This is a genomic window from Pseudomonas sp. RA_35y_Pfl2_P32, assembly GCF_963970735.1.
Classification (GTDB): domain Bacteria; phylum Pseudomonadota; class Gammaproteobacteria; order Pseudomonadales; family Pseudomonadaceae; genus Aquipseudomonas.
The window spans coordinates 32617-55056 of record NZ_CAXAQF010000010.1 but is presented as its reverse complement, the minus strand read 5'-3'; the positions used below and the strand labels follow the sequence as shown (position 1 = coordinate 55056).

The window sequence follows — 22440 nt, the reverse complement described above, 5'->3', positions numbered from 1 at the left end:
CATCCTCAGTCGCGCATTTCGGTCTGGCGTTCGACGGGGTCGATCAGCACGGCTTTTTGCTGGCGCACCAGCAGGTCGAGGATTTCGTCCTGGCGTTCGCCGAGGATCCCCGAGAAGCTGATGCCACTGGATTTGGTCGGGGCGAGCATCGACACCCGGTACAGCTCGACGCTCAGCGGCGAGTCGATGGACAGCGGCCCGCTGCCGTTGGCGGCCAGTTCACCGCCGACCACGATCAGCGAGACCTGGGCGTCGAACGGGTCGAGCTTGATGTCGCGGTCGGTGTCGGTGAGGTCCTTGATGTGGCCGTAGACCCCGGTCAGGCCGTTGGCCATGGCGATGTTTTCGTAGAGGCGGATGTTCACGCTGTTACGAATACGAATGCCATGGCGCCGGTTGTTGATGACCTTGTTGCCCCACAGCAGGTTGTCGCCACTCTCATAGAGGGTGATGCCGTCGGTGTGGTTGCGGTAGATCTCGTTGTAGGCCACCAGGTTGTTGACGCTGTTACGGTCGATCACCAGGCCTGACAGCGTGTTGTCGTAACTGCGGTTGTTGAAGATGAAGCTGTCGTTGACTTCCCGGGAAATGATGATGCCGTGCTTCTTCTTGGTGCCATGCACGGTGTTGTCGGCAATGATCAGCCCGTGGGAACGGTCGTGGGGGTCGATGCCATAGACGATGTTGTCTTTGTAGGTGTTGCCCTTGACCACGAAGTCGCGGGTTTCATAGCAGTAGAAGCCGTACCACATGTCCGAGAACTCGGAGTCGACGATCCAGCCAGTCGGTTCAGAGCGCTTGAGCACCTTGGCCATGTTCGGCGTGTACTGGGAAATACTGACCCCGTAGGACTTGCTGTTGGCGTAGCCGAAGCTGGCCATCTGGCTGTTGACGATGTAGGTCTGGGTGCCGCCCCAGGCCAGCAGGAACGGGCGGAATTCCTTGGGCGAGCGGAAGGTGGCCGGGCCATTGGTTTTCTCGCGCCAGCCGGTGATTTTGCTGTCGCGCACGAACAGTTGGCCGTCGTTGACCAGGAACGAGCCGGCCTCCTCGGACAGGCGCAGCTCTTGGGTCTGCTTGTCGATGTCGAGGATGCCCTTGGCCCCGACCACGATCGGCAAGCGGGCCAGGAACACCCCGGGTGAGGTTTCGCTGAAGTACTGTTTGGGCAGCTGTTTACTCAGGTCCTTGAGGTTGAGGTAGCCGTCGTCGATGAAGATCGCCTGGGGGATGCCGTGTTGGCGCACCACCCATTCGGCCATCTTGTTGTCGCCGCCGATGAAGTCCTTCAGCGCGTCTTCCTGCATCATCCGCCGCACGCTGACCTTGCCGGCCTTGCTGCGCACGATCTTGGCCTCCACCGCTTGCGCGGTGTAGCCGGACAGGTCGGGCAGCGTGGGCGCCGCCAGCTCCAGGGGCGCCGTCGGCGCACTGCTGACGGTGTAGGTCTTGGCCTGTTGCAGCTCCTTGGTCACGGTCGCCGGCGGGTTTTTGCCCGCCGGTGCACCAGGCTCGACGCTGGCGAACGCTGCGTTGCCCGCCAGCAGCAGGGCGGCGGCCAACAGGTTGATCGCGGGGTTGTTCATCCGGGGCACTCCCTTGGCGGCTCGCATCAGAAGCGCCAGATCACGTCGACGAATGCGCGGTGCATGTACGAGTCGACCTGATTGCCGTAGGCATCGCCGGGCTTGAACACGCCGCCACGAAAGCGCACCAGTGCCGCCGGTTCGTCGATCGACTTGCTCAGGCTGGCGGGCAGCAAGCCTTGCTTGAAGTACTTGGTGACCACCAGGTCGACTTCCTGGCCGAGGTCTTTGTTGCCGTCTTCCAGTGGCAGCGAGGTGCTCGAGAGCAGCGCGCCGGTGACGTCGTCGTAGTGGTTGTCCACGGCATTGATGCCGTTGCTGCCCACCGGCTTGTTGCCGTCGACACGCCAGAACTTGTGGTAGACCAGGCTGGCGTCGTAGTCGTCCTGGAGCATCCAGGAACCGAACAGGGTGGCGCTCTGCATATTGTTCATTTCGCCACGGAAGGCCTCGCCAAAACGGTGGACCCGGGCGCGGGTGCCGGTGTAGTTGGAGCGGTTGCTCTGCAGGCCGTTCTGCTCGTAGTCGGTGCTGGAACGGGCGTAGGCGGCACCGACCTGCCACTTCGGATCCAGGCGCAGGCGCACCCCCAGGTCGGTGGCCCAGCCATCGACATCACCACTGCGCTTGGCCTCGGCCGGGCGGCTGCCATCGGCGTTGAGCGGGTTGACCGTGTCGCGGTCGCCCGACATGCCGGTGACGCTGGCCCAGTAGTTGACCGGGTTGGTATTGCGCCAGTTGTAAGCGTCGCTGTTGGCCTCCAGGCCGACCCAGCTCAGGTCGCCATTCTGTTTTTTGTCGCTGGTATCGCTCGCTTCGCCCGGTGTCGCGTAATCGAGCTTGCCGTCGTCATGGCTGTGGTGGGCGCGTAGGCCGACCCATTGCCCCGGCGTCCATTGGGTCGCGACATCGCCGAACACATGCAGGCGGTCCTTGTCCTGGGGGGACAGTTCGGTGAGGTCGGTGCGGTATTCGCTGAAGCGTTCGGTGGCCCCGACGTTGGCTTTCAACAGGGTGGTGTCGAAGGTCCAGTTCAACGCTTCGATGTTGGTGTCGCGCCATTGCCCGTCGTCGTTGCGCAGGCGTTGGCGACCGAACTTGAGGACCTCGCCGGGGTAGGGGGTGAGGCCGCCGTAGCCGACCCAGAACTCGCGCATGGCCAGGTAGTTTTTCTTGCTCTTGCGACCGTCGTCGGTGCTGCCCTGGGTGCCTTGGGTGTCGGACTGCTGCAGGGTGTCGGTCTCGATGATGTCGGTGGAGGTCACGGCCTGGCCCATGGCGTAGGCGCTCCAGTTGCCGCTTTCGCCGTAGACCCACGGACGCAGGTCCAGGCCCACGCCGTTGACGTCGCCGCCAGGGGCGGTGCCCAGGTCGCGGTCGTCTTCGGATTGACCGGTGATCTTCACGTCCAGGCCCATGTGCTGGGTATCAGTCATCGCCGCCAGGGTCGGGCAGGACCACAGCAGGGCGAAGCTCAGGCCGATGCCAGCCTTTACAAAGGGATTCAACTTCATAGGGATTCCTCACCATCTTCTTGCAGGGCCTGCACGTTCAAGGGGGTCTGGCTGACGGCGCCACGGATCGCCTGTTCCTGTTGCAACAGGCGTTGCGCCTCAGCCCGTTGTGCGGGCGGCAATTGGGCTTCGAGTGTCTGTGCCAGCTCAGTGGCTTGCGGGGTGTTCTGGGCCTTGGCCAGTTGGCTGAAGACATAGGCGTTGAGCAGGTTGGGCTGGGTGCCCTTGCCTTGGGAGAACAGCTGGGCGATGGCGAAGTCGGCACTGTTCTGGCCGTTGCGCGCCGCGGTCAGCAGGTGCTCCAGGGCTTTTTGCGAATAGACCTGGCCCAGGTAGCCCCGGCGGTAGATCTGGCCGAGGTAGTAGTCGGCGGCGACCTCCCGGCCCACGGCTTTCTGGAAGTGGGATTCAGCCTGCTTGGCGTCGGCCGGTACCCACTTGCCGTCGTAGTAGAGCTTGCCCAACAGCAGTTCGGCCCGTGGCTGGTCGGCGGCGCGGCCGTTTTCCAGGTACGCCATCAGCGTGTCGACATCCCCCAGTTCCGGGAAGTCGTAGAGCAACTGGGCCAGGCTGACCCAGGCGGCGGGGTAGGCGGGGGCGATCTGCTCCAGCATGGCCTGGGCGGTTTTTTCGTCCGGGGTGCCGAGGCTGGCATCCGCCAGGACCCGCGCCACGCTGTCCATGCGTTGAGCCGACACGGTGCCGCGGCTGAAGCCGGCCTGCAGTTGCTTGAGCAGTTCGGCCTGTTGTTCGGGTTGGGCACGTTTCTGATAGACCGTGGCCAATTCGACGTAGCAGATGTCGGTGCTGGCCAGCGCGGCTTTGCAGATTTGCTCGACGTCATCCAGGTGCTGGTCGTAGGTGCCCTGGGTGCGGTACAGCAGCACCTGGGCCAAGCCGGCTTGTGGGTAACCGGCGCTGCGCCATTGGCTGATCTGCTGTTGCGCATTGACGTTGGGAAAACTGTGGGGGTATTGCAGGTACAGCATCGCCAGGGGGATCAGGGTATTGCCCTCACCGTTGGCGAAGGCTTTTTTCAGCAGGTCCTGGGCTTCGTGCCGCTCGGCTTCGCTGGCGCCCGGCTTGGCCACCAGCAGGCGCCCCAGGCGTGCCTGGGCGCGCGGCGAGGTCTGGGCGGCGGCACGGTAGGTGGCTTCGGCGGCCTTGATCTGCGCCGGGTCACGGGTTTCCACCTGCAGGTCGGCCAGGCCGACCTGGGCTTCGCTGTAACCCAGCGCGGCCAGTTGCTGGTAGTTCTGTTGCGCCAGTGCGGTGTCGCCACGTTTCAGCGCTTCATTGGCCAGGCGCTGGTCGGGCAGGCCGGCGCAGCCACTGAGGCCGATGGCCAAGGCCAGTGCGCAGAACGCATAACCCTTGTGGAAACAGGCTTTTGTGGGCGCCGGGCTTGCCCGCGATGGGCATGGTTGGGTGTGCCTGGCGGACCGAGGCGCTGCTTTCGCGGGCAAGCCCGCTCCCACAATGGCTCGCTCCCACAGAGGCTGCGGTGTTCTTTGGAATGGGGGCGTGATCACAGGCATGTCCTCCGCTTAGAGACCTTTGGCCATGGCTTTGTCGATCAGCCAGTTGAGGGACGGACCACGGTCGCTGCTGACTTCCACCGGGCGGCCGGCGAAGGTGCTGTCCAGGGGGGCGTCAGGCTTGATCTGCACGCGGATGTCGGACGACAGGTCGGCGCTGTTGAGGCTGGTGCTGCTGACGATCTTGCCGCTGCGCAGCTCGTCGTCGCCGGCCACCTGGAAGTTCACCGCGGTGCCCGGGCGCACGTCGGCGAACTGGCGATAGGTGAAGCGTGCCTCGACGTTGGCCTGGCTGTTGCGCGGTACCAACTGGAAGATCACATCGCCCTTGCTGGCGTACTGGCCGTCGGCAACCCTCTGTTGGGCCACGGTGCAGTCGCAGGGGGAGGTGAGGGTGCCAGTCATCTGCTTGCCGAACAGTTCCTCGACCTTGGCCGGCTGCAACTGGTCTTCGTCCAGATGGCCTTTGAGCACGTCGAGCATGCTGGTGCTGAAGGTCGCCAGGGGCGCGCCCTTGGTGGCCACGCCGTCGGTTTGCACCAGGCTCTGCACCGTGCCGTCGCGGGGCATGGTGACGTTCATTCCCGGCACGCTGACCAGTCCGGCCTGGGCGTGGCTGACGAAGTACATGCCGTACACCGACTTGAGGATGAAGCCGAACGCCGCCAGACCCACGACGAAGATCCCGGCGCTGAAGGTCACCGCACGCAGGCGGCCGAAGGCAGTCATGCCGCTGCCGCCGTCCTTGACCTTGCGCGCCTTGGTGAAGTTGTCCCGCTGCAGGGTCGCCAGCACGTCGCCCATGGTCACGATATCGCCGGACAGGTGCGAGGTGATCAGGTGGCGCAGGGTCGAGATGTCCTGGGGTTCCAGGTTCTGGAACTGGCAGCCGACGCGCCCGGTCTGGCGGTCGAACGAGCGGACCATCAGTTCGACGTCCATGGCCAGGCCAAGGTTGTCGATCAGGAACTGCAGCCGCCCCTTTTTCACCTCACCGACCTTGAACGGGATCTGTCCGCCATTGAAGCTCAGGCCACCGGCCGAGAGGTCGATCAGGCGCGCCTCCACGGGCGTGCGGTCCGGGCCGAAGAAGCGCAGCTTGGCCGGGATCTTGACTCGGGCGTGTTGGCGTTGGGCTTCGGATTCATGCACTACGTTGACGTTCACGGCGGTATTCATAGGGGCGATTTCCTAGTTAATTCAGGCAAGGCGGGTCAGACCATCATCAGCAGCACGGCGACGAAAATGCTGCCGGCGGAGAAGGTCATGGTCCGAGACGACCAGGTGTTGAACCAACGTTGAAAGCTGGCGAGATCACGGGTCAGGGAAGTGGGCTGGCGCGTCCAGGACTGCTGGTCGAGGCGAAAGAACACGTAGATCTTCACCAGCGCGCCGACGATCTGGTTGTAATAGAGAATCACCGGGTAGGCCGGGCCGATCCGGTGACCGGAGCAGGACAGCAGCAGGGTCAGGAGCAGCCGGGTGATGCCGATCCACAGCAGGTACACCAGGATGAAGGCGGTGCCGTACTTGAAGCTGGCGATGATCGCCACGGTCAGGCCCAGCAGTGAGGTCCACATCGACACGCGCTGGTCGAACAGCACCACCGAGGTGAACAGGCCCAGGCGTTTCATCCCCAGGCCCAGGGCCCGGGAGTTCTGCCGCAGGTTGTTGCCGTACCAGCGGAACATCAGCTTGCGACTGGCCTTGATGAAGCTCTTTTCCGGCGGGTGTTCCACGGTGTTGATGGCGGCATCGGGCACGTAGAACGTGTCGTAGCCCAGGCGCATCAGGCTGAACCAGCTGGACTTGTCGTCACCGGTGAGGAACTTGAAGCGGCCCAGGCGCCAGTGTTGCAGCGAGTCGCTTTCGACGTCGGCGATGAAGTCCGGGTTGGTGACCACGGTGGCGCGGAATACCGACATGCGCCCGGTCATGGTCAGCACGCGCTTGGACAGGGCCATGGAGCACATGTTGATGTGGCGCTGGGCGAAACGCAGCTTGTGCCATTCGCTCATGATGTAGCCGCCACGCACTTCACAGAATTCGTTGGTGGTCAGGCCGCCGACGTTTTCGAACAGTTGGAACCAGGGCACGGTCTTGCGCACGACACCTTCGGCGAGCACGGTGTCGCCATCGATCACGGCGACCACGGCGCGGTTGTCCGGCAGGTGGCGGGAGATGGCGCGAAAGCCGTAGGCCAGGCCGTCGCGCTTGCCGGTGCCGGGGATGCGCACGAAGTCGAGTTTGACGTGAGCCGGCGGGTTCATTTTTGCCCACAGGCTTTTCACCAGCAGCTCATCGGACATTTCCACGATCGAGCAGACCAGGGTGGTCGGGAAGCCGCAGTCGATGGCTTCGCGGATCACCGAGCCGTACACCTGGGCGGTGGTCAACGCGTCGATGCGAAAGCTGGTGACCATCAGGAATACATGGGACGGGTCCGCCGCGCTGCCCAGCTTGCGCACTTTGCGCCGCAGGTGCGGGTAGACCACGTAGAGAAACAGCATGCCGCGCAGAAAGTGCGTGGCCCCCATCGAATAGCGCCAGATGCCCACGGCGCCAATCAGGAAAATAAAGTCCTTGGACTCGGCGTCAAAGGTGGTCGCGGGCAACAGCAAGGCGAGGCCCATCAACACACATAAAAACAATAGCCAACCGGCGGCCTGGAGTAGGCCGTGCTTTAGCCTGTGCATAAGCTGCATCCGTCTAGATCTCGGGTTAACGCAGGCGTACAAACCTGTAGGAGCGGGTGCCCGCTCCTACAGGGTGCTTACCAGCAGATGCCTTCGGTGCGACCGCTCACGCTGGTGGCCTTGGACATGAAGCCCACCAGGTCGATGACCTGTTTGCCGTGGGGGGCGTGCTGGGCCAGGGCGCGGAACTTCTCGTCGCGGTTACCGAGGATGATCACGTCGCAGGTGTCGATCACCGAGTCGAAGTCGGAGTTGAGCAGGGACGAGACGTGGGGGATCTTCGACTCGATGTAGTCGCGGTTGGCGCCGTGAACCCGGGCGTACTCGACGTTGCTGTCGTAGATGCTCAGGTCGTAGCCCTTGCCGATGAGCATTTCTGCCAGGTCCACCAGCGGGCTTTCGCGCAGGTCGTCGGTGCCGGCCTTGAAGCTCAGGCCGAGCAGGGCGACTTTGCGTTTGTCGTGGCTTTCGACGATGTCGAAGGCGTTCTGCACCTGGGACTCGTTACTGCGCATCAGCGAGTTGAGCAGCGGTGCCTCGACGTCCAGGGAGCTGGCGCGGTAGGTCAGGGCACGCACGTCCTTGGGCAGGCAGGAACCGCCAAAGGCGAAGCCCGGGCGCATGTAGTACTGGGACAGGTTGAGGGTCTTGTCCTGGCAGACCACGTCCATCACCTCGCGGCCATCGACGCCGACGGCCTTGGCGATGTTGCCGATTTCGTTGGCGAAGGTGACCTTGGTGGCGTGCCAGACGTTGCAGGTGTACTTGATCATCTCGGCCACGGCGATGTCCTTGCGGATGATCGGCGCGTCGAGTTCTTCGTACAGCGATTGCAGAACGTCACCCGAAGCGGTGTCGAATTCGCCGATCACGGTCATCGGCGGTTGGTCGTAGTCCTTGATCGCGGTGCTTTCACGCAGGAACTCAGGGTTGACCGCGACGCCGAAGTCGACCCCGGCCTTCTTGCCCGAGCAGTCTTCGAGAATCGGGATCACCACGTTGGCCACGGTGCCCGGCAAGACGGTGCTGCGCACCACGATGGTGTGGCGGGTGGTCTTGTCACGCAGGACAAAACCAATCTCGCGGCACACCGCCTCGATGTAGTTGAGTTCCAGGTCGCCGTTCTTCTTGCTCGGCGTACCGACGCAGATCATCGACAGGTCGGTGTCGCGAATGGCCTCGGCGAAGTTGGTGGTACCCCGCAGGCGACCGGTCTGGATGCCTTGTGCGAGCAGTTCGCCCAGGCCCGGCTCAACGATCGGCGAACGACCGGCATTGATCATATCGATCTTGTCTTTGGCGACATCGACGCCGACGACGTCATGGCCCCGTGCAGACAGGCAGCCGGCACAGACTGCACCGACGTAACCCAAACCAAATATGCTGATGCGCATCGCATTTACCTCTGTGTTTATCACGCCATTAAATGGCCGAAGTTAAAAGTATTTAGCGGTCGTAATTAACGCGGCAGTGCGGCGGGCGAACACCGCACTGCCTTCTATTGGCATGCTGAATGACGAGTGTCTAAGTAAGTGCACTCAAGTTGTGCGTAACTTGGCCTGATTATGTTGGCTCGCCCTGATAAGCGGCAGGACTTCCTTGGGGAAGCCATGGTGCCTCAGTAGGGTGGTCTTGATGATCAACAAATATCATTGATCTCAACCACTTAGGTGTCTCTATGAACACGCTTCCAGGGGCGCAGCCTTGGCCTTTGGGCAATAGTGAGGTGAGGGAGTCTCCTGTCGTTCACTGTTATCCCGGTTCAGTGGTGCGGCCTGCCAAGTTTAATGTGACAACTTGGTTAATGGCTTGGCACTGGATGTAAGTTATCGCCTGCCGCTGCGGGGATAATCGTTACCGGTGGTATGAGCGGCGTATTTTCAGATAGTTCATGGCCGTTCATCCCGAACTCTGAAATTTCTTGAAATATTGGCAAAGATGGCACTGCTCGCATATTGATAGCACTTGCCGTTTGGCCCTTTATTAATGGGGCGTTAATTGGCCTGGATAGTTTTATGCCACTACCGGGTTAATAAACCGGTGCCACTAGTGAAAAAAATCACCCCTGTCGAGTGAAATTAACGTTAGCGCAAATGGCGGAGGGTTTTTCGGCGCCACAAGGAGGGCGTGATGGCGCGCAGCGGGGGAGAGGGGGGGACGGCGGCGCACGTACCGTTGGTCAGGCCGTGCGCCAGGAGGGGGCGTTATTCCTCGGCGTGGTCGCGCAGGAACACCAGGTTGTCCGGTTTCGATTGTTCGGCGCTATAGCGGTAACCCTGCAGGTCAAATTGCTTGAGCTTGGCGGGGTCGTTGATACGCTCCTGGATCACAAAGCGGCTCATCATGCCGCGGGCCTTTTTCGCGTAGAAGCTGATGATCTTATACTGGCCGTTCTTCAGGTCCTTGAACTCGGTGTTGATGATCCGGGCGTTGAGGGCGTTGCGCTTGACCGCCGAGAAGTACTCGTTGGAGGCCAGGTTGAGCAGCACGTCGTCGCCTTGCTCGGCCAGGGCTTCGTTCAGCCACTCACTGATCTGCGTGCCCCAGAAGGCGTACAGGTCCTTGCCCCGGGCGTTGGCCAGCTTGGTACCCATCTCCAGGCGGTACGGCTGCATCAGGTCCAGCGGGCGCAGCAGGCCGTACAGGCCCGAGAGCATGCGCAGGTGCTGCTGGGCATAGTCGAAATCGGCTTCGCTGAAGGTCTGGGCGTTCATCCCGGTGTAGACGTCGCCTTTGAAGGCCAGCAGCGCCTGCTTGGCGTTCTGCGGGGTGAACGCCGGGGTCCAGCTGCCAAAGCGCGCGGCATTGAGGCCGCCGATCTTGTCGGAAACGTGCATCAGTTCGCTGATCTGCGCCGGGCTCAGCTCGCGCAACTGCTGGATCAACTCTTGGGAATGATCGAGGTACTGCGGCTGGGTGAAGCGCTGGGTGGCCGGCGGTGTTTCGTAATCGAGGGTCTTGGCGGGGGAAATCACCATCAGCATGAAGTCGTCTCCTTTAATCGTGCGGGGATTCTAGGGGGTTGGGCGGTTTGACTCCAGCTATCGGAGCGATAGGCGCCAGGCGGTGTGCGTGAGATCGGGGGAGGCAACGTGCAGATGGGCTATAGTCCGCGCGGGTTTTGTAACGGAGACATCCCTTTGCGTATCGCTTTACTGTTTGGTGCCTGGCTGTTCAGTGCGGGCGTGATTGCCGCGCCCACTGCACCGGCCACCCTGGATCGCAGCACCTGGCCTGAGCAACTGACCAGCCCGACCCTGTTCGATGTCGCCTCGCGGGCGGAGGTCCTCGCGTTCTCTCGGGCCTTGCTCGACAGTGAAGGGCTCGACGAGGCGGCCCTGAAGCAGCGCCTGGGCTTGCGCATGATCAATCTCGAGGCGATCAATACCCTGCGCGAACGGATGTGGTCACGCCTGCTGGTCAACTACGGCTTCGCCGAGCAAAGCTGCGACCAGGATGCCTCCTTCTGTTTCCTGGTCGAGGACCGCGAGACGTTGCGCCAGCAGGCCGCCAAGTTCGAACTCGGGCCGGAGTCCTATTACACCCGCTGGGCCGAGCCGAGCCGGGCGTTTCACCAGCGCTACCTGGACGAACAGTTGCGCAAGGCCGCGCTGTTGCCCCAGACGAGCAGCGAAGTCGAGCTGTTTGGCGATTACGAGCGCAATGGCGAGTCCCTGCATGACCGGCTGTTTGTCCTGAGTTTCGACAGCGGCGCCAATCGGGTGCCGGATCATACGGCGTGGGTGACCGAGTACCTGCGCAAGGCCAATCTGTCCGGGGTGTTCTTTGTCTTGGGCAGCGATATCCAGAGCCGCCTGGCGCAACAGTCGGTGACCCAGTTGCAACAGCTTTACGCGCGCCAGTGCGTCGGGGTCCAGGGGTGGCAGTTCCGTTCCCACAGCCATTGGCAGGACTGGCAGTACTCGGTGACGCGCAGCGTCGAGTTGGTGAAGAACCGGCTGCCGGACAACTACGTGCCGCTGTTTCGCCCACCCAACGGACAACGGCGGGCCGATGCCGCGGGATTTTTCGAGGCTCAGGGGTTGCAGGTGGCGCTGTGGGACATCGATCCGGCCGACAGCACCCGGCAACTGACGGGGGAGCAGAGTGCGCAGCGGGTCTTGACCCTGATGCTGCTGTGGCGCCACGGGGTGATCAATTTCAACACTCGGCAGGATGGGGTGAAAACGGCGCTGCCCTGGCTGTTGGCGCAAACGGTGCAAAGCGGGATCGGTTGGGAGGCGTGTCGGCAGGCTTTTCGCTGAAAAGGCAAAAGCCCGGAATCATTGGTTTCTGGCCGATTTTGAGGGGCATTTCGATGCAGGCGGACTTCCGACTTTAACGGTGCCGGGGCGATGCGCCAAGCGGTATTTATCGGGTAAAAAAATAAACTTCAAAAAAGCATCAAAGTGCTTTTTTCTGTCACGGGTTTTGGAGTATTACGAAGACAGACCGCCGAAACCTGCAACACAGGTGGCGTCTTCCAAGACCCCTTGTGTGCAATTCACTTGAGTCGTGCCGTAGGCGCACGGTCAGTGAATTCGGTGGCCACTTCGAGGCGCAGCACTGTCACGGTATTGCGTCGAATGGCTCCCACAAAGGTGACCGAGTATGGATGATCACGGACGTAGTTCTTCCTCCAACCAGCCAATCCTTTATGTACTCGATACCAACGTATTGATTCACGATCCCAACGCGCTGCTCAACTTTGAAGAGCACCACGTGGCCATCCCGATGACCGTCCTTGAAGAGCTGGACAAGCTCAAGAGTGGCCATCACAGCGTCGCCGCCGAATGCCGCCAGGCCATCCGCCTGATCGACAAGACCCTGGGCGATGCCTCTCCCGAAGACGTTGAACTGGGTGTGCCGATCCAGCGCGGAAAAAGCGGGCCCAAGGGGCTGCTGTCGATTCTGATGAGCAAGCGCGCCGAACCGAACATCGTTCTGCCCGAGCACCTGAACGACAACATCATCATCAACCAGTTGATCGACCTGCACGCGCGTGAACCGGAACTGCCCGTGGTGCTGGTCACCAAAGACATCAACATGCGCCTCAAGGCCCGGGCCTGCGGGATCGCTGCAGAGGACTACAGCACCGACCAACTGGTTGATGACGTGTCCTTGCTGCCCAACGGCTATCACACCATGACCGGCTCCTTCTGGGACCGGGTGAGCAAGGTCGAGACCCGTCAGGACCATGGCCGCACCTGGCACCAGGTGCAATTGATCGACAACCTGCCGGCGGTGCACATCAACGAATTCATCATCGACGAGCAGGGGTTTGTCGGCTGGATCAAGGAAATCCAGGTCGACAAGCTGCTAATCCTCGACCTGCATCAGGAGCCCCTGTTGCACCAGGAAGCCTGGGGCCTGAAACCGCGCGACATCTACCAGAGCCTGGCGCTGTACGCCCTGCTGGACCCGGACATTCACCTGGTCAACCTGTCGGGCGCTGCAGGCTCCGGTAAAACCATCCTGGCCTTGGCCGCGGCCATCGAGCAGACCATGGTCAGCAAGCGTTACCGGCGCATTATCGCCACCCGCAGCGTGCAGGGGCTGGACCAGGAAATCGGCTTCCTGCCGGGTACCGAAGCGGAAAAAATGGAGCCTTGGCTCGGCGCCATCACCGACAACCTCGAAGCCTTGCACATGGATGACGAAAGCACCCATGGCAGCGTCGACTACATCCTCAGCAAAGTGCCTTTGCAGTTCAAATCCCTCAACTACATTCGGGGTCGCAGCTTCCAGCAGAGCCTGATCCTGATCGATGAATGCCAGAACCTCACGCCGCACCAGATGAAAACCATCATCACCCGTGCCGGCGCCGGTTCCAAAGTGGTGTGCCTGGGTAACCTGGCGCAGATCGATACCCCTTACCTGTCCGCGACCAGCTCCGGGCTGACGTACCTGACCGAACGCTTCAAGGACTTCCCCAACGGTGTGCACATCACCCTGCAAGGGGTGCCACGTTCGATTCTGGCCGAATACGCCGAATCCCATCTGTAACTTACTCGGCAAACACGGGCGGCCTGTACCGCCCGTGTTTGTTTGTGGCCAATACCTTGGTGGGCTGATCCAATAATCCTGCGTGCGAAAAATTGACCCGCGGGTTTACAATCGGTGCTCCTGATCAGGAGTAACCCCGTGCTGACTCATCTCGATTCCCAAGGTCGCGCCAATATGGTCGACGTCACCGAAAAAGCCGTGACGTCCCGTGAGGCCACGGCCGAAGCGCTGGTGCGCATGCTTCCCGAAACCCTGCAAATGATTGTCAGCGGTGGCCATCCCAAGGGGGATGTGTTCGCCGTGGCCCGCATTGCCGGGATCCAGGCAGCGAAAAAAACCTCCGACCTGATCCCCTTGTGCCACCCGCTGATGCTGACCGGGGTCAAGGTCGAACTCAGTGCCGAGGGTGCCGATGCCGTACGCATTACCGCGCGGTGCAAGCTGGCCGGGCAGACCGGGGTGGAAATGGAGGCCCTGACCGCCGCCAGCATCGCCGCCCTGACCCTCTATGACATGTGCAAGGCCGTGGACCGGGGCATGGTCATTGAAAGTGTGCGCCTGCTGGAGAAGCTGGGCGGCAAGAGCGGGCACTATCAGGTGGCCGGGCAATGAACCTCACGGTGAAGTTTTTTGCCCGTTACCGCGAAGCACTGGGGGTGGATTCGGTAAAGGTCGAGGGCGACTTCGCCACGGTCGACGATGTCCGGGCCCTGCTGGTGCAACGTGACGGCGCCGAGGTCCTGGGCGAGCAGAACCTGATGTGCGCGCGTAACGAAGAGCTGTGCCAACTGGATGAACCGGTCGGCGACGGCGATGAAGTGGCTTTTTTCCCCACTGTGACCGGAGGCTGAGCCATGGCGATTCGCGTGCAGGCGTCGCCCTTCGATCCGGGTGCTGAAGTCAATGCGATGCAGGCCGCCAATGTCGGCGTGGGCGCGGTGGTGAGTTTTGTCGGCTACGTGCGCGACTTCAACGACGGCCTGGAGGTGGCCGGGATGTTCCTGGAACACTACCCGGGCATGACGCAGAAGGCCCTGGCCAAGATTGCCGTGGAAGCCGAGCAGCGCTGGCCGTTGCTGAAACTGGAAGTACTGCACCGCATCGGTGCGTTGCAGCCGGGTGAGCCGATCGTGTTTGTCGGCGCCGCCAGCGCCCACCGCCAGGCGGCGTTCGACGCCTGTGCCTTTGTCATGGACTACCTCAAGACTCGCGCGCCGTTCTGGAAAAAAGAACTGACCCGCGACGGTCCGCGCTGGGTGGATGGACGTGACAGCGATCATGCGGCGGCGGATCGCTGGAAGCCGTAGCGCCTGATGCCCGCGATGGGGCCCTCCAATGCCCCTTCCACTCCTGAGATCAGACACTCGACCAATGGCCGAATTACCTCCGTGCGCCTGATTGACGGCAAATACATAAAAGTCCAGTATGGAATTATAAGTATAAAAAACCGCTTGAAGCTTCCAGCCTCGAGCCTGCAATTGCTTCTCTTCCTCTTGCCAAACCAACAACAACTCGCGAGAAAATCACCATGAAGAAGCTTCCCCTCATCAGTGGTCTGGCCTTCAGCCTGTTGGCATGCAGCCCGTTGTTCGCCGCTGAGAAAACCCTGCGCCTGGGCATTGAAGCGGCGTACCCGCCGTTCGCCTCGAAAACCTCCGAAGGCACCATCACCGGTTTTGACTACGAGATTGGCAATGCGCTGTGCGCGCAGATGAAGGTCAAGTGCGAGTGGGTCGAGGGTGAATTCGATGGGCTGATTCCTTCGCTCAAGGTGAAGAAAATCGATGCGGCCCTGTCGTCCATGACCATCAACGAAGACCGCAAGAAGTCGGTGGATTTCAGCCACAAGTACTACTTCACCTCGTCACGGTTTGTGATGAAGGAAGGCGCCGTGGTGGATGACCAGTACGCCAGCCTCAAGGGCAAGACCCTGGGGGTACAGCGCGCTACCACCACGGATCGTTTTGCCACTGAAGTGCTGGAACCCAAGGGGGTGCTGGTCAAGCGCTACAGCAACAACGAAGAAATCTACATGGACCTGGCCGCCGGGCGCCTGGACGGTATTTTCGCCGACACCATTCCGTTGAGCGACTTCCTGTCGATGCCCCGCGGCAAGGGGTATGCGTTCGTCGGGCCAGAACTCAAGGATCCCAAGTACGTCGGTGAGGGTGCCGGGATTGCGGTGCGCAAGGGCAACACCGAGTTGGTCGCCGAGTTGAACAAGGCCATCGATGGCATTCGCGCCAATGGCGAGTACCAGCAGATTTCCCAGAAGTACTTCAAGTCGGACATCTACGGCGACTGATCAACCGTGACCGCGGGCAAGCCTTGCTCCTACAGCGGTAGGGGCGAAGCTGCCCGCGAATAATCCAGGCTCAGCCCTTCAATTCCTTCAGGTGCTTGTACACCGTCGCCCGTCCCATGTTCAGCACATTGGCCACATAGTTGGAGGCGCTTTTGCCCTTGAAGGCGCCTTCGGCATGCAGGGCCAGCACCAGTTCGCGCTTGTGCTCGCGCGTCAGCACGCTCAAGCCCAGTTGCCGTTCCCGCAGCCAGTTGTGCAGGAAGGTGTTGATGCGCTCCTGCCAGTCATCGCGAAACAGCGCGTCGGGTTGCGGGATCAGCTTGCTCGGTGACAGGAACAGGTCCAGCGCCGCCTTGGCGTTCTCGAACAGCGAAATGTTCAGGTTGATGCACAGCACGGCCATGGGATGGCCGTTGCTGTCGCGCAGGACGCTGCTCAGGCTGCGGATTTTCTGGCCATCCCAATTGAGCTTCTCGTAGGGGCCGATGTTGCGCTCGCTGATGTCGTCGCTGAGCATGTCTTCGAGCGCCGCATCGCCGCCGATTTCGCGCTTGGACAGGTTGTTGGCGATGTAATCGATTTTCTGCGTGCGCAGGTCGTGCAGCACCACCTCGGCGTGGGGGAAAAACAGCGTGGCAATGGCGTCGGCGATCGCCCGGAAGTTATCCAGTGCAGGGTTTGGTAGAGGTGGGGTCATCGGTGTTGCTCCAGGCAATCGGCGCCCCGTGAGCCGGGGCGCTGGAAGTTTGCCGCAATCGGGATCGAACGTCACCCCGGCGCCAGCTCAGCCCAGGCGTGAAGGGGAGAGCATGCTGGCGCTGAGGCCAAAGTGTTGCAGCGCCGGCGGCAGGTCTTCACCGCGCACCAGCGCGGCGCTGGCCTGGCCCATGGCGGGCGACGTCTGGATGCCATAGCCGCCCTGGGCGGCGACCCAGAACAGCCCGGGCACCCGCGGGTCGAAGCCGCTGACCAGGTCGCCATCGCTGACAAAGCTGCGCAGGCCGGCCCAGGTGCGGGTCGGACGGCGGATGGTCAGGGTGGTGGCCTCTTCGATCTGATAGATGCCCATGGCGATATCCAGTTCTTCCGGCTGCACGTCGTGAGGCTCTACCGGATCGGCGTTGGCCGGCGAGCCGAGGAACATCCCGGCATCGGGTTTCATGTAGAAGGATTCGTCGAGGCTGACCAGCATTGGCCAGGCGTGGCAATCCAGGCCCTTGGGACCTTCGAAGATAAACGCCGCGCGCCGCTTGGGAATTAGCCCCAGCGGTCGGGCACCGGCCATTGCACCGAGGTGGTCGGCCCAGGCCCCGGCGGCATTGATGATGATCGGTGCGCTGAATGTCTGGCCGGCGGTCTGCACGTGCCACTGTCCCTGGGGATCATGGCTCAGCCCCAGCACTTCGCAGTCGATGTGTACCTGCCCCTGGTTGCGGCGGATGCCCCGCAGGTAACCCTGGTGCAGGGCATCGGTGTCGATGTCGGTGGCGGTCGGGTCGTAGATCGCGCCAAAGACCTTCTCCCGGCGCAGGATCGGCAGGCGCGCCAGGGCCTCGTCGGCGCTGAGCAATTGCATCTGCGGCACGGTGGCCTTGGCGCTCAGGTATTGATTGCGCAACTCGTCCGGGTCGCCGGTGAAGTCCACGGTCATCTCGCCCCGGGGGGTGAGCAGCGGGTGCTCGCAGAAGCCTGCTGGCGGGGCATCGAAGAACGCCCGGCTGGCCTGGGTCAACGCGCGCACTTGCGGGGTGCCATACGCGGCGGTGTACAGCGCGGCCGAGCGCCCGGTGGAATGGTAGGCCGGGTGGGATTCGCGTTCGAGCACGATGACCCGGCCGTGGGGCGACAGCCAGAAACCGGTGGAAGCCCCGGCGATACCGCCGCCGATGATGATGAAGTCTGCCTGGGTCATGAACGTATCCTGAAAAGGCGCAAACACCCCCGGTCCTACTGGAATTGGGGAAGGGGACGGTGTGGGTCAGTTGAGCCGTTGGTAGATGGCATTGGCCAGCGCGATGTCTTCCAGGCCCAGGCCGATGGAGCGGAAGAACACGTGGCGCTCGTACGTCGGGCGGGGTGTCTGCCCACTGAGCAGTTGCGCCAGGTCACCGACGATCGCCGCCGGGTTCCAGTCGTGTTGCTCTTGGGCGATCAGCATTTCCCCGGCAGCGTCGGGGGTGGTCCGGCGGTAGTCGCAATACACCTGCATCTGGCCGAGGCTGTGCGGCGGGACTTCGTGGGCGCGCACCGCGTTGGTGCTGATGGAGGTGATCAAGGCGGGCTTGCGCAAGCGGAGGGGATCGATCACCGGGCCGGCAGAGGAGGTGCAGAGCATGATCACGTCGGCCTCCTCGAGCGCCGCTTCCAGGCTGCCCTTGATCTGCAGGCGCGAGTCCATGGCCATCCACTGCGCCAGTGCCTCGGGGTCGCGCTTGGCCAGGCTTGGCGAGTAGAGGCTGATGCTGTGCCACTCGCGCAGTTGCCGGGCGTAGTGCAGGTGCGCTTGCGCCACCGGGCCGCTGCCGATGATCACCAGGCGCCTGGCATCCGGCCGGGCCAGGGCGTCCACCGCCACGGCTGTGGTGGCGGCCGTGCGCGCAGTGGTCAGTTCGCCGGCATCGCACAACAGCAGTGGCTGGCCGGTGTGCATCGACATCAGCAGTGTCCAGGCGGTCACCAACGGGCCACCTTGCGGGCGCACGATGTAGGGCGAGGTTTTCACCCCGTAGACGCCGTCTTCGGCCAGCACCCCGAGGTAGTTGATGAAGTCCCCGGCGCCTTGGGGGAATTCCACCCGTTGCTGGGCCGGCTGCACGGCCTGGCCGGCCGCCAGGTCGCGGAACAGTTTGCGCAGGATCTGCGGCACGTCGACTTGCGCCAGCAGTTCGCGAGCCTGGGCTTGGGCGATCACAACAGGGGAAGGGGGCATGCGCAGGCTCCGAGGAATGGAAATTGAACTAATTTGTCCATTGTGGACTTATTGTTCCGATTGGCAATATCCCGGCGTAAAAAAAGCGCAGTCCGTGGCCGGCTGCGCTTGGGGGGAGCGACCCGAGCTTACGGGCGCTTGCGCTCTACCGGGCGCAGCAGATGGGTCGGCGGGGTTTCGCAACTGATCTTGCGACCCAGCAGCGCCTCGATGGACGGTAGCTGGTAGGAGTCGTCTTCACCGGCAAAGCTGATGGAGACGCCTTCTGCGCCTGCACGACCGGTACGACCGATGCGGTGCACGTAATCGTCCGGTACTTCCGGCAGGGTGAAGTTGATCACGTGGCTGATGCCGTCGATGTGAATCCCACGGCCGGCGACATCGGTGGCCACCAGGACGCGGATCTTGCCCTCGCGGAAACCTTCCAGGGTCTTGATGCGCTTGTGTTGCGGCACATCGCCCGACAGTTGGGCGGCGTTGACGCCATCGCGGACCAGGCGTTCTTCGATGCGCCGCACTTCGTCCTTGCGGTTGGCGAAGACCATCACCCGCTCCCAGCCGTTGTCGGTCACCAGGTTGTAGAGCAGCTTGTACTTATCGGCACCGGCAACGGCGTAGATGTGCTGTTCGACGTTTTCGCTGGCGACGTTCAAGGCCTCGATCTCGACGATGGACGGGTCGGTGGTCCATTGCTTGGCCAGGTTCATCACGTCTTCGGTGAAGGTGGCGGAGAACAGCAGGGTCTGGCGTTCGCTTTTCGGTGGGGTCTGGCGAATGATCTGACGCACTTGTGGGATGAAACCCATGTCGAGCATCCGGTCAGCTTCGTCCAGCACCATCACTTCGACCATGTCCAGGTGCACGTCGCCGCGCTGGTTGAAGTCCAGCAGGCGGCCCGGGGTGGCGACCAGGATGTCGCAGTGACGGGCCTCGAGGTGCTTGAGCTGCTTGTCGAAGTCCATGCCGCCGACAAAGGTCATGACGTTGAGGCCGGTGTACTTGGTCAGGTCGGCCGCGTCCTTGGCGATCTGCACCACCAGTTCACGGGTCGGCGCGATGATCAGTGCCCGTGGCTCACCCATGTAGCGCTCTTTCGGCGGTGGGGTTTGCAGCAACTGGGTGATGATCGAGACCAGGAACGCGGCGGTCTTGCCGGTGCCGGTCTGGGCGCGGCCGATGGCGTCTTTGCCGGCCAGGGTGAAGCCCAATACCTGTGCCTGGATCGGCGTGCAGTACGGGAAGCCCAGGTCCTGGATGGCGTGCATCAGCTCCGGGGCCAGCTTGAAGTCGTGGAAGCGGGTCTTGCCTTCCTGGGGTTCGACGACGAAGTCTTCGAGTTTCCAGGCCACGACCGGCGGTTTTGGCGCGCGTTCGCGACGCGGCTTCGGGGTCTCGCTGCGCGCTTTTGGCGGGGCAACGTCGGTGGCCGGTGTGTTCACCGGCTCGTTTTGCGGTGCCACGACAGCTGCGGTCCGACCAGGCTGATGACCGTCGGTGCGGTGGCTGGTGGTTGGGGAGGGTGCGCTGGAACTGGGCGCGAGCTGCTCAGCCTCGCTTTTACCGAACATTTTCTTGAGTGCTTTGAGCACGGTCATCTCATCAATTGGTTAAGGAATGTACGCCGGCCAGTGTAATGCAAGAATCGGGCGCGGCGTAGTGCGTTGGTCACACTGCTACACAGATGTTGGCGGATTAGCGCAAACGCTCGGCGAGCCAGACGCCAATATCACGAATTTCTTTGGGTAACACTTCGTGACCCATTGGGTATTCCTGCCATGTCACGGTGACACCGCGGGTCTTCAGGTACTCGTAGGCGGTGCGGCCCATGGCGTTTGGCACCACCTCATCGTACTGGCCATGCAGGCATAGCACCGGAATCCGTTGCTGGCTGGCGGACAGCTCGAGTTCTTCACTGAAGGTCGGGGCATAGGTGGAGAGGGCAAGTACGCCACCCAGCGGCCCCTGCCACTTGAGGAAGGTGCTGTGCAGGACCACCGCGCCCCCCTGGGAAAACCCCGCGAGAAAAATCCGCGAAGGGTCTATTCCGCCCGCGCGCTGCTCTTCGATCAAATCGATGATGCGTTGCGCCGACGCTTCCAGTTGCTCGCGGTCGATCGACCGGGCCGGGTTCATGGCCAGAATGTCGTACCAACTGGGCATCTCGTAACCACCGTTGATGGTCACCGCGCGGGTCGGCGCCTGGGGCAGGACGAAGCGCGTGGTCTGCAGGGTTTCCTGCAGGGCTTCGGCTACCGGCAGGAAGTCGTAGCGGTCGGCGCCCAGGCCGTGGAGCCAGATGACACAGGCGTCTTCCGGTTTGGCGGGGTGAAGAATCAAGGGCTCGGTCATGGCTGCTCCAATATTGTGCGTTCGCCCGCTTTGAGTGCGAGCTCAAAGTGCACGACGGGTCGATCAGTTAAGAAGTTGTCGCAAGGTTGAAAGTTTTGCTCTTGACCTGCGGCTGAATCGCTTTAGCGCCCGGTGTGGTACGGGCCTTGCTATGGGAAAACCTGTGCACGCGATCCTGCGCCTGGCGGTAACACTATCAGGCAACCGCCTGCCGCGGGAGAGCAAAAAATCCGGTGATGGACGTTCGCCAATGGCCGCTACGGGCTTGGCAGACAAGAAAGGGCTACAGCCCGTTCGGCCGATTGGTGAGCAGTGAGTTTTCCATGATGTGGATTTTCTCCTACTAGACTCATAGCTAAGGTCTTACGCCGCTTGACCCTAAAACAAGCCAACACGGGTCAACAGCGCCTCATAAGGGTGCGGCAGGACTCAAGCTCCGACACAACAAGAGCAAAACTGGAGGTTTGAATGAAGATGTTGAAATCCACCCTGGCAGTGGTGACTGCAGCCGCAGTACTCGGTGTCAGCGGGTTCGCTCAGGCGGGCGCAACCCTGGATGCAGTGCAGAAGAAAGGTTTCGTACAGTGCGGCGTCAGTGACGGTCTGCCGGGTTTCTCGGTACCGGATTCCACCGGCAAGATCCTTGGCATTGATGCCGACTTCTGTCGCGCTGTGGCCGCCGCAGTATTCGGCGACGCAACCAAAGTGAAATTCAGTCAGTTGAACGCCAAGGAGCGTTTCACCGCGCTGCAGTCCGGCGAAATTGACATCCTGTCGCGCAACACCACCATGACCAGCTCCCGTGATGCGGGCATGGGCCTGAAGTTTCCTGGCTTCATCACTTACTACGACGGCATCGGCTTCCTGGTAAACAACAAGCTGGGTGTCAAGAGTGCCAAGGAACTGGATGGCGCCACTATCTGCATTCAAGCCGGTACCACGACCGAGCTGAACGTTTCCGACTACTTCCGCGGCAACGGCCTGAAATACACCCCGATCACCTTCGACACCTCCGACGAAAGCGCCAAGTCGCTGGAGTCCGGGCGTTGCGATGTTCTGACTTCCGACAAATCCCAACTGTTTGCCCAGCGCAGCAAGCTGGCTGCGCCGAAGGACTACGTGGTTCTGCCGGAAACCATCTCCAAGGAGCCACTGGGCCCTGTCGTGCGTAATGGTGACGACGAATGGCTGGCCGTGATCCGCTGGACTGGCTACGCCATGCTCAACGCTGAAGAAGCCGGTATCACTTCGAAAAACGTCGAAGCCGAAGCCAAGTCCACCAAGAACCCGGATGTCGCTCGTATGCTCGGGGCTGACGGTGAATACGGCAAGGATCTGAAGCTGCCGAAAGACTGGGTCGTCCAGATCGTCAAGCAGGTCGGCAACTACGGCGAAGTGTTCGAGAAAAACCTCGGCAAGGGCACTCCGCTGGAAATCGACCGCGGGCTGAACGCCCTGTGGAACAACGGCGGCATTCAATACGCACCACCCGTGCGCTGATGGTTCTATCACCCGGT

The 22440-nt window shown here is 62.0% G+C and carries 19 protein-coding genes; 7 read left to right on the top strand and 12 right to left on the bottom strand.

Annotated features, from left to right (window positions below):
• Positions 1 to 5 precede the first annotated feature (5 nt).
• From algG to yaaA, 7 genes are all read right to left on the bottom strand, one after another.
• Positions 6 to 1586 (bottom strand): mannuronan 5-epimerase AlgG, encoded by a 1581-nt coding sequence (gene algG, locus AACY45_RS11885; protein WP_339545643.1) that lies wholly within the window; start codon positions 1584 to 1586, stop codon positions 6 to 8.
• A 26-nt stretch (positions 1587 to 1612) separates the two neighbouring features.
• Positions 1613 to 3100: an alginate export family protein gene (locus AACY45_RS11880; protein WP_339545642.1), complete on the bottom strand. Its 1488-nt coding sequence runs from the start codon at positions 3098 to 3100 to the stop codon at positions 1613 to 1615.
• The gene (gene algK / locus AACY45_RS11875) at positions 3097 to 4638 is read right to left on the bottom strand and encodes an alginate biosynthesis TPR repeat lipoprotein AlgK (RefSeq protein ID WP_339545641.1); all 1542 of its coding nucleotides are present in this window, start codon (positions 4636 to 4638) and stop codon (positions 3097 to 3099) included. The genes AACY45_RS11880 and algK overlap by 4 nt, the downstream gene beginning before the upstream one ends.
• A gap of 9 nt (positions 4639 to 4647) precedes the next feature.
• Positions 4648 to 5817: an alginate biosynthesis protein Alg44 gene (locus AACY45_RS11870; protein WP_339545640.1), complete on the bottom strand. Its 1170-nt coding sequence runs from the start codon at positions 5815 to 5817 to the stop codon at positions 4648 to 4650.
• A gap of 35 nt (positions 5818 to 5852) precedes the next feature.
• Positions 5853 to 7334 carry a mannuronan synthase gene (gene alg8, locus AACY45_RS11865; protein ID WP_445261180.1) on the bottom strand — a complete coding sequence of 494 codons (1482 nt, stop codon included), beginning with the start codon at positions 7332 to 7334 and terminating at the stop codon, positions 5853 to 5855.
• 77 nt (positions 7335 to 7411) lie between these two features.
• Positions 7412 to 8728 carry a nucleotide sugar dehydrogenase gene (locus AACY45_RS11860; RefSeq protein WP_339545638.1) on the bottom strand — a complete coding sequence of 439 codons (1317 nt, stop codon included), beginning with the start codon at positions 8726 to 8728 and terminating at the stop codon, positions 7412 to 7414.
• Positions 8729 to 9538: 810 nt separating this feature from the next.
• A complete protein-coding gene (gene yaaA / locus AACY45_RS11855; protein WP_339545637.1) occupies positions 9539 to 10318 on the bottom strand; it encodes a peroxide stress protein YaaA in 780 nt (259 codons plus the stop codon).
• A 156-nt stretch (positions 10319 to 10474) separates the two neighbouring features.
• Between yaaA and AACY45_RS11850 the strand changes: the two genes are divergently transcribed.
• From AACY45_RS11850 to AACY45_RS11825, 6 genes are all read left to right on the top strand, one after another.
• Positions 10475 to 11599 (top strand): polysaccharide deacetylase family protein, encoded by a 1125-nt coding sequence (locus tag AACY45_RS11850; RefSeq protein WP_339545636.1) that lies wholly within the window; start codon positions 10475 to 10477, stop codon positions 11597 to 11599.
• A gap of 346 nt (positions 11600 to 11945) precedes the next feature.
• Positions 11946 to 13340: a PhoH family protein gene (locus AACY45_RS11845; RefSeq protein WP_166588673.1), complete on the top strand. Its 1395-nt coding sequence runs from the start codon at positions 11946 to 11948 to the stop codon at positions 13338 to 13340.
• Between the two features lie 138 nt (positions 13341 to 13478).
• Positions 13479 to 13952, top strand: coding sequence for a cyclic pyranopterin monophosphate synthase MoaC (moaC, locus tag AACY45_RS11840; RefSeq protein WP_339545635.1), 474 nt, complete (start codon positions 13479 to 13481; stop codon positions 13950 to 13952).
• Positions 13949 to 14191 (top strand): MoaD/ThiS family protein, encoded by a 243-nt coding sequence (locus AACY45_RS11835; protein ID WP_339545633.1) that lies wholly within the window; start codon positions 13949 to 13951, stop codon positions 14189 to 14191. Before moaC ends, AACY45_RS11835 begins: the two co-directional genes overlap by 4 nt.
• A 3-nt stretch (positions 14192 to 14194) precedes the next feature.
• On the top strand, positions 14195 to 14647 hold the full coding sequence (gene moaE, locus AACY45_RS11830) for a molybdopterin synthase catalytic subunit MoaE (protein ID WP_339545632.1): 453 nt from the start codon (positions 14195 to 14197) through the stop codon (positions 14645 to 14647).
• A gap of 221 nt (positions 14648 to 14868) precedes the next feature.
• Entirely contained in the window at positions 14869 to 15645 is a 777-nt protein-coding gene (locus AACY45_RS11825) for an ABC transporter substrate-binding protein (protein ID WP_339545631.1), read from the top strand.
• 70 nt (positions 15646 to 15715) lie between these two features.
• Here the strand turns inward: AACY45_RS11825 and AACY45_RS11820 are convergent, their stop codons facing one another.
• From AACY45_RS11820 to AACY45_RS11800, 5 genes are all read right to left on the bottom strand, one after another.
• Positions 15716 to 16342 (bottom strand): helix-turn-helix transcriptional regulator, encoded by a 627-nt coding sequence (locus AACY45_RS11820; protein WP_339545630.1) that lies wholly within the window; start codon positions 16340 to 16342, stop codon positions 15716 to 15718.
• An 87-nt stretch (positions 16343 to 16429) separates the two neighbouring features.
• A complete protein-coding gene (locus AACY45_RS11815) occupies positions 16430 to 17557 on the bottom strand; it encodes an NAD(P)/FAD-dependent oxidoreductase (RefSeq protein WP_339545629.1) in 1128 nt (375 codons plus the stop codon).
• A 66-nt stretch (positions 17558 to 17623) separates the two neighbouring features.
• The gene (locus tag AACY45_RS11810; protein WP_339545628.1) at positions 17624 to 18574 is read right to left on the bottom strand and encodes an ornithine cyclodeaminase family protein; all 951 of its coding nucleotides are present in this window, start codon (positions 18572 to 18574) and stop codon (positions 17624 to 17626) included.
• A 128-nt stretch (positions 18575 to 18702) separates the two neighbouring features.
• Positions 18703 to 20169, bottom strand: a complete 1467-nt coding sequence (gene rhlB / locus AACY45_RS11805) for an ATP-dependent RNA helicase RhlB (protein WP_339545627.1) — start codon at positions 20167 to 20169, stop codon at positions 18703 to 18705.
• Between the two features lie 97 nt (positions 20170 to 20266).
• On the bottom strand, positions 20267 to 20923 hold the full coding sequence (locus AACY45_RS11800; RefSeq protein ID WP_339545626.1) for an alpha/beta hydrolase: 657 nt from the start codon (positions 20921 to 20923) through the stop codon (positions 20267 to 20269).
• A 468-nt stretch (positions 20924 to 21391) separates the two neighbouring features.
• Here AACY45_RS11800 and AACY45_RS11795 point away from each other — a divergent pair, with 468 nt between their 5' ends.
• Complete coding sequence (locus AACY45_RS11795) at positions 21392 to 22423, top strand: amino acid ABC transporter substrate-binding protein (protein WP_339545625.1); 1032 nt, start codon at positions 21392 to 21394, stop codon at positions 22421 to 22423.
• Positions 22424 to 22440: the final 17 nt, after the last annotated feature.